Raw genomic sequence first — 10,040 nt, 5'->3', positions numbered from 1 at the left:
ATCAGTGTATCTACATAAATAGCAAATGTATCAAATGGGAGTAATTGATAAAACAGTGACTCTGTTTCGTCCAGTCGGTCAAAAAGAGATGGAATTAATTCGGAAAAGTGGTTACACTTCCTTTCCGCCGCGTCTACCTTTCCAGCCTATTTTTTATCCCGTACTTTCTGAAGAATATGCCGTGCAAATTGCACGAGATTGGAATACAAAAGATGCAGCATCGGGATATATTGGTTATGTCACCACCTTTCGAGTTCGTGCAAACTTTTTAAGTCTATATCCGGTACAAACTGTCGGCAGTTCCAAGCATCAAGAATATTGGATTCCAGCAGAAAAATTAGCAGAATTCAATCAAAATATTATCGGGTTAATTGAAGTTATTGGCAAATTCAGAGCATCATAGGAGGTAAAAATGCTAGATTTTAGTCAATTTGAAGTCTTAAGTTTTGATTGCTACGGAACCCTCATTGATTGGGAAGGAGGAATACTGCCAGTATTGAAAAACCTACTGGAAACCCACAATATTAATCAGAGTGACAAGCAGATTCTGGAACTATTTGCAGAATTTGAGTCAGAATTAGAAAAGGACACAAATGGATATCTGAAATATCGGGAAGTTTTGCGACAAGTCGTGAAAAAAATTAGCGAACGGTTTAATTTTGATGTCACAGAATCAGAATTAAACAGCCTTCCTGATTCCCTCAAAAATTGGCAACCTTTCCCCGATACCGTCGAAGCACTAAAAGCGCTAAAAAAGAGATTTCGTCTGGCGATTATCTCCAATACAGACGATGAATTATTTGCCGATACCGCCAAACATCTCCAAGTAGAATTCGACTGGATTATTACAGCAGAACAAGTCAAATCCTATAAACCATCGCCGCGCAATTTTGAATTTGCAATTCAAAAAATGGGCATATCTCCCGATAAACTGCTGCACGTTGCTGAGAGCATTTACCATGATGTTATACCCGTAAAAGCAATGGGTTTATCAACAGTCTGGGTAAATCGGCGTGTTGGTAAAGAAGGATTTGGTGCAACTAAGGCTGCTAGTGGTAAAGCTGATTTAGAAGTGCCAGATTTGAGAACTTTAGTTTCGTTAATTTGAAGGTTTTTAACTCGACATATTAGCCTTCTTTGTAGTTATTATCCCTCGATCGTTCGGCGATTGAAATCGCTACTACACAAACAAAGTCCGCCTACGCGGACTGAAGAATAAAGAGGGTATTTAAGCCGGATTTGGTATTATTTATTTCTTTCTCCCCCTTCCCTTGTAGGGAAGGGGGCTGGGGGGTTAGGTCTTTTTCAAAAATCGATAGATTTAAGCGATCGCGCCATCCTATAGCAACCGCCAGGGCGGTTAGGGGCTAGGGACTAGGGGCTAGGGACTAGGGGAAGAAGGGGAAGGAGGGGAAGAAGGTAATAGAATCAGCGAGTTTGGTGGAACTCAGAACGTCTTAATCGCCTTGGCGACTGCTATAATTACTCCCCTGTCTGCAACTCCGGCTGTGGCTTCCTCGCCACAGTGTAATAACTAGCAATAATTGCCACCATCAGCCACCAAAGCATATTAACTTCCGGTCGATACCAGACAGTATCGACAAAACCGTGAGCCATCATACCAGCTAAAGTTGCGATCGCAGCCATCAACCAAAATCCCTCAATCGATTTTAAATGGGAGATAGGGAGATGTCGATCGACAACTTCATCCCGTGAAATAGGCTCAATTATTTCTCCACCCCGCAGACTTTTGATTTGCACAAACCCCTGATTAAATGTCACCGCTAGCAGCCATAGAAAAGTCATTAAACCAATGAAACCACTTTCTACAGTAATTTCCAGCAGCACAGAATAGGCACTCAAAGCACTATAACGCGGCCGCATATAAAGGGGATAAATTTTGTTAAAAGCCACATTACCAGGGCCAATCCCCAATATCGGGCGATCGCGAATCATTTGAATCACAGCAGTCCAAACATTAATACGGAAATTATTGCTACTATCCCCGCGTCCCACAAAAATACTGGTAACGCGATTGCGTAGAGGTTCTACTAACAGCAACCCCAAAATCAAGACAAAAGCGAAACCGCCCAACCCCGCAGGTAGCGCCCAAGTGCGCCAGAAGCGCGGCATTCGAGGACTAAACCAATACCAGATCAAAATCGAAAACACCACCATCAGAACCACGCAGCCAATCCAAGCCCCCCGGCTATCAGTGAAGCGCAAACAAGCACCATTAACTAACAGCATCGTCACTGCCAGAGCTTTTGGCCCCCACCCTTTCCAGACGAAAATTGCCGCAAAACTTAAAGCAATTGCAGGTAATAAATATGCACCCAAAAGGTTAGGATTGCCCAAATAACTATAGGCCCGCGTTAAATTTGCCTGAGTCGAGGTGGGGTCATTCCAAGTTGCCAATGGAGGAACCTTATCTATCCACTGTCGTATCCCGTAAAAACTAACAATGAGGGCAATATGCAAATAAAGCGCAATTAACCATCCTCGTAGTTTAGGCGATCGCAACACCCTAGCCATCAACGCAAAAAACACCAAATAAAGCGTCAGCTTACCCCAACCTACAAACGCCGCCGCCTTCACCGGTGACATTGCCGTTGCTACCGTTACCACACTCCAGTACAACAAAACCAGCAAATGAATAGGCGTAAAAACAATCACCTGCCGATCGGAAAGTGTCATTAATACCCAAAAAGCACCACCAGCAACTAATAGTAAACCTATTAACGCATTGCCCACAAAAGGAGCCAAAGCAAAAACCAGGGAAAGTAAAACAAAACCGAGGGGTTCTGCCCACTGCATCAACCAGCTACTCTGCCGCCAACTCCCCAAAGATCCACAAGTCAAACTGTATAAATAACTTGCACTCCGCCACTGGTAAAGTGGCAAATTAAAAAGCGTCAACTGCTGCCAAACTGAGTTCATTTTTAATTTGTTAGTTTTTTCTAATTGGTAATTGGTAATTGGTAATTGGTGGTAATTGGTAATTGGTATTTTTTTACCTGATTCAGTGTCCGAAAACTAACAGTTAACAGTTAACAGTTAACCTTCCAACAATTCCATTGCATTTAAACAGGGTAGTGCCAACATATATCGATATCCAGAATCTGGCGAACCTTGAATTGATAGTTGACCCCCTTGGATCTCCACCAATTGACAACAGAGCAATAACCCTAGACGTTCCCGTGCCCCGTAGCCAGCTAGCTGCGGTGTCCTATCTGCCTCGTCAGCCGCAACTAGGGCTGCCAATTCAGAAAACGAGAGTGCCAGACGACTCAATCCCTGCGTAGGTAGCGATCGCGCTTGTTCATCCATCAGAGGCTCATTATTACCAGACTTCCCTTCTGAATAGTTGGCTCTTGCACCGTTTAATAAGTAGTCGGAGTAGAGTTTAGCATGGGGAAGGCTATCTCCTAACCAAGGGTGAAAAACCCAAACTGCAATATTAATTCCCTCTTCTTTGCGAGACAGGTGAATCCGAATCATGCTACCTGCCCCAGTAGACTGAATCACACTAAATACTAAGTGGTGTAGCATTTGTTGGACTTTATCTTTATCCAGCAACCAGAGCCGAGGGCCGGGGCTGATGGAGAGAGAAATTTCTTGCTCTTGCCGAGAAACCACCTGCGATAGAGAGCCTACAACCTGTTGGCATAAAGTTTCAATATCGACAGCCGAACGTTTGAGCTGTGAAGGACTGTCGTCCAGTTCTGCGAGCCCAACAATTTCTTCCACGAGCGATCGCAACTGCTTGCTACTGTTTTGAATGATATCGAGGTATTCCTTTTGTTTGCTTGTCAGCGGGCCATAAATTTCTTGGTTGAGAACACTCGCCATGCCGACAACTGAAGTGAGCGGAGTTAGCAATTCCTGCGCCAAGTAAGTCAGCAATTTTACTTTAATAGAGTTATTAGACAGATCTGCGGGTTGGTTAATCATTAGTCATTATTCAATGTTCGCTACTCATTTGCTGAGCTTCTAGAGGTATCGCAAAAGACTGTTAAGATTGAATCATTCCTTCTAGAGCTACTTGCAAATCTTGAGTTAGCTCTGCTACTGCTAATCTGCGACTTGCTTGATAGCTATCCCAACGGTCTGAAACTGATATCGGTTGCCCTACTGTCATTTTCACCCGCTGTTTCCCTAACTGAGGTCTACTAAAAGGACTTCCACCTTTGATTCTAGTTACTACATCCCATAGTAGTAAAGTGGTTTCTGCAAAACGCTCTGCCGTCGGGTTTTCTTGTACGTATTTCCCTGTCACGGCGACAAAGCTTTCTACCAGTCTCATGTGCCACATCCGCAAGTTTGCTTCTTCGGCGATGCGGTCTGCCAATCCTCTTTCTAAGCGTGACAAAGCGGCAACGTCTTTAATATCTTCTCGGTAAATATAATCCCAGCCTGCTTGCTCTAAACGGCGACACCGATCTATTAAACTCCCCTTCGGCTTGATGTTAAAATATTGTTCTGCTACTTGCAGGGAAATATTTAGAAGGTTAAAAAGTCGCTGCATTAAAACTTCGTTAGCTGAGTCAGCCATTGCTTCAGGAATTGGAAAAGATGTCAGGTCGGGCGTATTTTTTGGTAAGGTTTGATGGTAAAATCTAGTATAAAATTCTTCCATCATCACCAGTAAATGACCGCCCAATCGGATTAAGCGTGGGTAAAGAGAATTTTGATTTGAATCATTTAATTCTCCCACATTTACTCGCTCTATAGTCGGTAAACCGCAATCAATTTCTAATTGAGTTAAAAGTTTTTGTAAGGGTTCCCAAGGAGCCTCTGCGTAACGATACTGAATACCTACGGGTACGATGAAAACTTGTTCCGTTCGTCCAGCTTTGTACAGATCTTCTACGCACCAGAATCCCATTTGGGCAATGCCCGGTTCTAGGGGGCTGACTATTTCATTGTGCCCGTTAGTTGCTCCTTCTGGGGCGGCGGCAATCGGGAAGCGGCTGTTAGCAAATAATTCGCGGGCGGAACGCAACCCCACTCTGTCTATTTTGCCGCGAATTATGGGCGTACCGCCTAATCTGGAATAGAGCCAGCCTACGGTGTCACCAGCCCACAAAGGAATGCCGCGATCGTAGATAAAGTGAGAATGTAGGGGATATTTGAGCGTTATTCCCTCTTTTCTAGCTACTTGGGGTAGTATTTTCCAAAACAGTTGTGCCAAACAGAAAGGATCGTCTGTATTCGGATGACGAAATGCGACTAAAAAACGGACTTTACTATCTTGAAATTGCTCGAACAGATGGGCGAGAGTTTTGACATTCTCGGCTTCTATTTGGCTAATGGGTGTCCGCACTTTCAGCCACCAAGGAAGAAGTTGTTGGCATCCCCAGAGCACTAGGGGGTTAAAGTCAGGAGGTATAAATTCTAGAGGCCGCTGAACGTGCGTAGAGTTGGGCATTTTTAAGACTAGGGGCTAGGGGCTAGGGGCTAGGGGCTAGGGTTAAGAAGGGGTAAGGATTTGGGGGCTAGGGGCTAGGGGCTAGGGGCTAGGGTTAAGAAGGGGTGAGAATTTGGGGGCTAGTCTTTATTAATTAGAAATTAGACTTTTTAACAGGAAAAGAAGAAATAAGTAAATCTACCTAATTAAACATAAGATACCGATGGCTAAAAAGTTAGCTTTATAAGCATTCTTCCTTCTTCCTTCTACTTAATATACCTTTCACCTTTTCTCTAACCAGAAAGTCCCTCTTCTCTTCTTTCCTCCTTCCCTAGCCCCTAGCCCCTAGCCCCTAGCCCCTAGTGTTCAGATAGAAGCAACCGGATTAGAAATCATTTCTTGAAACTGAATGGCATCCGATCGCGGATCGCAGTGGGTAACTTTCACTTCTAAGCGATCGCCTATTTCCACAGGCCGACTAAACCGCATTGCCAACTCTAAGCCTAACTCTTCTAACAACACTAAGCCCACATTGGTATCTTCCCGCAGCCAGCGTAACATCATTGCTTGCCACACTTCCCCAGCATGGCGACGCAAATATTCCAACCCCCAATAACGGTTAGTTTGGCGTTCTACATTTGATGCTTCTTTCACTGCCGGACTGAGGCTCATAATCATTTCTAGCATCTGTTCTGCCGAAAATGGCGGGGTTTCCCCTCGCAGGTGGGCTTTAATCTGGAAATGAGCCAGCAAGTCCATATAACGCCGAATGGGTGATGTGACCTGAGTATAAGCTTCTAATCCTAAACCTGCGTGTCGTGCGGGCATCAAACTCATCTCGCTACGGGGCATACAGCGGCGTACTGCACAGGCGCGGGCTGGGCCAGCGGGCAATTGCAGCAATTCTTCCTCTGGGGGGAGTTCGGGTTGGGGCTGATGGCGATAGGGTAGCACTAGGCTATGAGTTTGACCGTATTGTGCGGCGACTTCTCCAGTTAAAATCATCATTTCTGCTACGAGTTCCCGCGCGGGGGAGTCATCCAAGACGTGGACGCTAACATCATCACCGCAGACTTTGATGACGGATTCTGGCATATAGATGCTGATCGCGCCTTGGGTTTGTCTCCAACCATGTCGCACTTTGGCCCAAGCTGCGATCGCGCTAATTTCTGGTTCGGCTGCGATCGCCAGATGTAACATCTCGTCTACATCTTCGTAAGTCAGGCGATAAGTGGGCTTAATTAACGTGATGTGAATGCTGTAATCCTGTATTGCCCCCGTTTCGTCCAAAATCACTCGGAAACTCAGGGAGGGGCAAACTTGCCCTTGTACGAGGCTCATGGGCCCTGTTGCCAGCTCTGGCGGGAACATTGGCACCATGCCCGTAGGCAAATAAACTGTAGTAGTGCGCTTTCTAGCTTCTAAATCGAGCTCGTCACCAGGAGAGAGCAAGCTAGTCGGATCGGCAATGTGTATCCAAAGCTGCTGCTGACCGTTTTCCAAAAATTCTAAGCTCAGACCGTCATCGATCTCTGTCGTGCTTTCGTCGTCAATGGTGTAAACCTTGAGGTGAGTCAAATCGAGGCGATCTGATTCCGAGTCAGGCGGGGGGTTTTCGAGGCGAGAACAAGCCAATTCCAGTACCTTTGCAGAAAAGTGGGTCGGGATCTGGCTGCGCCGCAAAAATAAGTTTTCGTGGAGACTCCAAAGACCGAGATCGACGAGCAGTTGAAAGGCGGCTTCGGGAGTTTCCGAGCGTCCCAAGCTGGCTAATGTTTCTAAGGCGGGGGTGCGGTGTGTTGCTTCCTCTCCGAGTAGAGCAAAGCGTTCTAAGGCATCGAGGCGGGTGCGATCGCTCTGCTGCCACTCTACTTCATCCCCTGCGAGTCTGGCCTTGACCCGTTCCCAAAATCCATGTAATTCTAGTTGTCGCTGCCTTTCAACTTCTTGCTGATGTTTAATTTCAGCGACCATCGCCATTGAACGCGGTTCGTAGCGATCGCCTTTTTGTTTGAAGTAAAGTTTATCTACTGACAGTAAATAATATGCCGCGTAGCACTGAGGTGGAGTTGCTTCTGAAAACAGTAGCATTGCCAAACCTGGTGGATCTACAGTTTCCCCATCCTCAACCAACAGTTCCCAAGCGACTTCTAAACTCGTTGGGTCTGAATAATTCTCCACTTCCTTGAGGAATGTGGGAATTTGGGTAGGTTTGTAAGTTTCCCCAACTACCTCATAGCTAATTTGCTTAGGCGGTATGCTGTGGGATTGACTATTTTCGTCTACCACCACCCAGTTTTTTTTACCATCAGGACGATCTGCTACGGCAAGTCGGCGCTCACCGTGCAGTCGAAATTCAATTAAGGTTCCCTTCTCCACAAGCTGTTGCCAACGAAGCGTGCTATTTTGCGGACTATCTGCAAGTTAAAGTGCGCTTTGGCAAGTTTAATTAACTACCGCTATGCCGATGGCTTTCGCAGGAGGCTTGCGCTTTACGCCAATCGCCCTTGACTGGATCGAGTCTAGCAGATTTGTCGATCCACGCCTATAGCTTTTTCTGGAGTTTTTCTAGCCTTCTTGATTGACGAAGGGCATCAAAGCTAGAATTCTGGCTCTTTTGATGCCTGTGGTCAAGTCTCGCTGCTGTTTGGCAGTCAATCCTGTGATCCGGCGGGGTAAAATTTTCCCGCGTTCAGTTACAAATTTGCGGAGTAAATCGACATCTTTATAGTCGATGGGATCTCCTGGCTTAATTGGCGAAACACGGCGGCGAAAATATGTCATGGTAATTGATAGTTGATAGTTAGTAATTGGGAAATGCTAATTGCTAATGGCTAATTGCTAATGGCTAATTGCTAATGGCTAATTGCTAATTGTTCCACTAGCTATTAGCTATTAGCTGTTAACAGTTAACAGTTAACCGTTAACCAATTACTTAATTTCCTTATGGACTGTGTGCTTGTTACAATGGGTGCAGAACTTTTTGAGTTCTAGTCTCGCCGTAGTGTTACGACGGTTCTTAGTGCTAGTGTACCTGGACACGCCATTTGAGCGCTTGTTTGAGTTGGTTCGGCACTCGGTACATTCTAATGTAATGATGATTCGGACACCTTTAGCCATAATTCTAAAAAGATTTGGACTAATTGACACTTCCCCAGTCTAACGACATGGGAATTTTACAGGACAACCTTTTTGGGATAAATCCACAAAAAACTTGATTCTTAAAGCCTGAGTCTCACAGCGACTACCCACTCGCTCAGAGGTACTGAGTTTATAAGCCTACTATTCAGACACAATTTCTTATCATCTCACATTGCGCTGTATTTGGTCAAGCATTTTTCTAAGTTTAATGTCAAGGGAGTAGCCCCGGCGGGTTCCTACGATGATGGTTTGGGCGAAGCGATCGTGAAAGGCTTGCTGGTATCTCTCGGTGTCGGCTAAGGCTACGGTACAGTCTAGGGCCAGGGGTAGCATCAGTAATAGGACGGCGGCGTTGCGGCTGGTTAGACCGGTAAATGCGATCGCACTTAGGGCGGCCCCAATGCCAAGTATACCCTCGCGCTTGACTAATTCTTGGATAGTGGGAGTTCTGTTAAAGCGGGTATCGATTACCCTCATGTCTAAGGCCCAATGGCCAAGGCTTTGACCTTGGTTTCTGACGGCGAGGAAGACTCGCATCAGCAGCCAAAGGATGATGAAGAATAGGAGTTGGACGAACCAATTAGTACCGAGAATTAGGCTAATTAAGGATGCGATCGCCCAGTCGATGGCGAAGGCGAAGGCCCGGCGATTAATTGGGACTTTTGGGGGAAGGGGCACTAAGTCTGAGCTCATAGCGGGGGAATGCGGCTGATTACTTTATCTATTTTGGCATTTGATTCTTTGGTTGAGGTGAAGGAGAGTTACCAAGCGGCGCTGGAGGCATTTAATCGCTCCTTGGCGATCGCGCCTAATAATGAGTCTATTCGCAATCAGCGCGATCGCCTGCAACAATTTCTGGATAATTTATAATCATCCAAAAAACAAGAAGGAAGCAAAATGATTTCACAAACTTTACTAGAGCTTGAACGTTCAATTCTTTCTCTGTCCATCGAAGAACAACTTTGGCTACTGGAACGCATCGCTCATCAAGTGCGAAAAAGAACTTACACAGCTCATAAATTGGGTGATGCTAAATACATGGAGGAACAAATAGCAGCGATGGCATTAGATCCCGATATTCAATTTGAAATAGCTGCTATCAATCAAGAGTTTATTGTTGCAGAAATGGATGGTTTATAAAAATTGGGAATATTTAATTGATGTTAGCGATCGCGCCTAGCCAAGTGTATATTCAGAATCTACGCGATCGCCCCAATGAAAAATCACCATTTCCTTTTCAAGCCGCAAACGGATGTTCACCAACGCCTAACTCTTTTTTAGACTTTTCCAACTTTTCCCAAAGTAATTCAATCTCAGAAATTGCCTGAGCTAGAGGAATCTTCCCATTAGTAGCCAAAGCACTGATGTAACTCACTCGATGAGCAAACTCTTGCAAATTCGCATCAAAAACTAAATTCTCTGGCTTGACATCGCCGTAGTAACGACACTTAGGATATAGAAAGCTTGAATTATTAAGCATTTTTATAAT

General features: G+C 45.2%; 12 protein-coding genes. 4 read left to right on the top strand and 8 right to left on the bottom strand.

The genetic code is table 11. The annotated features are described in order from the left end of the window. Nucleotides 1–34 precede the first annotated feature (34 nt). Together OSCI_RS27765 and OSCI_RS27760 are read left to right on the top strand one after the other, a co-directional pair. Nucleotides 35–403 (top strand): hypothetical protein, encoded by a 369-nt coding sequence (locus tag OSCI_RS27765; RefSeq protein ID WP_019487651.1) that lies wholly within the window; start codon nt 35–37, stop codon nt 401–403. 9 nt (nt 404–412) lie between these two features. Continuing rightward, entirely contained in the window at nt 413–1,108 is a 696-nt protein-coding gene (locus OSCI_RS27760) for a haloacid dehalogenase type II (protein ID WP_007358580.1), read from the top strand. 374 nt (nt 1,109–1,482) lie between these two features. Here the strand turns inward: OSCI_RS27760 and OSCI_RS27755 are convergent, their stop codons facing one another. The 7 genes from OSCI_RS27755 to OSCI_RS27730 all read right to left on the bottom strand — a co-directional run bounded on the left by OSCI_RS27755 (nt 1,483) and on the right by OSCI_RS27730 (nt 9,244). Then, nucleotides 1,483–2,940: an IctB family putative bicarbonate transporter gene (locus OSCI_RS27755; RefSeq protein ID WP_007358579.1), complete on the bottom strand. Its 1,458-nt coding sequence runs from the start codon at nt 2,938–2,940 to the stop codon at nt 1,483–1,485. A gap of 117 nt (nt 2,941–3,057) precedes the next feature. Continuing rightward, nucleotides 3,058–3,954 carry a sensor histidine kinase gene (locus OSCI_RS27750; protein WP_007358578.1) on the bottom strand — a complete coding sequence of 299 codons (897 nt, stop codon included), beginning with the start codon at nt 3,952–3,954 and terminating at the stop codon, nt 3,058–3,060. Between the two features lie 61 nt (nt 3,955–4,015). Further along, nucleotides 4,016–5,431 (bottom strand): hypothetical protein, encoded by a 1,416-nt coding sequence (locus OSCI_RS27745; RefSeq protein WP_007358577.1) that lies wholly within the window; start codon nt 5,429–5,431, stop codon nt 4,016–4,018. Nucleotides 5,432–5,776: 345 nt separating this feature from the next. Continuing rightward, nucleotides 5,777–7,789, bottom strand: coding sequence for a ribonuclease catalytic domain-containing protein (locus OSCI_RS27740; RefSeq protein ID WP_007358576.1), 2,013 nt, complete (start codon nt 7,787–7,789; stop codon nt 5,777–5,779). Between the two features lie 189 nt (nt 7,790–7,978). Then, entirely contained in the window at nt 7,979–8,194 is a 216-nt protein-coding gene (gene rpsR, locus OSCI_RS27735; RefSeq protein WP_007358575.1) for a 30S ribosomal protein S18, read from the bottom strand. Between the two features lie 147 nt (nt 8,195–8,341). Next, nucleotides 8,342–8,530 (bottom strand): 50S ribosomal protein L33, encoded by a 189-nt coding sequence (gene rpmG / locus OSCI_RS28955; protein WP_071592493.1) that lies wholly within the window; start codon nt 8,528–8,530, stop codon nt 8,342–8,344. 183 nt (nt 8,531–8,713) lie between these two features. Continuing rightward, nucleotides 8,714–9,244, bottom strand: a complete 531-nt coding sequence (locus OSCI_RS27730) for an RDD family protein (RefSeq protein WP_007358574.1) — start codon at nt 9,242–9,244, stop codon at nt 8,714–8,716. 9 nt (nt 9,245–9,253) lie between these two features. Between OSCI_RS27730 and OSCI_RS30975 the strand changes: the two genes are divergently transcribed. Both OSCI_RS30975 and OSCI_RS27725 read left to right on the top strand, forming a co-directional pair. Then, a complete protein-coding gene (locus tag OSCI_RS30975; protein ID WP_007358573.1) occupies nt 9,254–9,421 on the top strand; it encodes a hypothetical protein in 168 nt (55 codons plus the stop codon). A 27-nt stretch (nt 9,422–9,448) separates the two neighbouring features. After that, nucleotides 9,449–9,691: a hypothetical protein gene (locus OSCI_RS27725; RefSeq protein ID WP_007358572.1), complete on the top strand. Its 243-nt coding sequence runs from the start codon at nt 9,449–9,451 to the stop codon at nt 9,689–9,691. 97 nt (nt 9,692–9,788) lie between these two features. On the opposite strand, the gene OSCI_RS27720 is transcribed toward OSCI_RS27725, so the two are convergent. Beyond that, entirely contained in the window at nt 9,789–10,031 is a 243-nt protein-coding gene (locus OSCI_RS27720) for a DUF7219 family protein (protein ID WP_007358571.1), read from the bottom strand. Between the last annotated feature and the right edge of the window lie 9 nt (nt 10,032–10,040).

Origin of the sequence: Kamptonema sp. PCC 6506 (genome assembly GCF_000180455.1) — a bacterium.
Classification (GTDB): Bacteria; Cyanobacteriota; Cyanobacteriia; order Cyanobacteriales; family Microcoleaceae; genus Kamptonema; species Kamptonema formosum.
The sequence above is the reverse complement of the archived record's forward strand: the minus strand, read 5'-3'. Positions and strand labels throughout refer to the sequence as shown.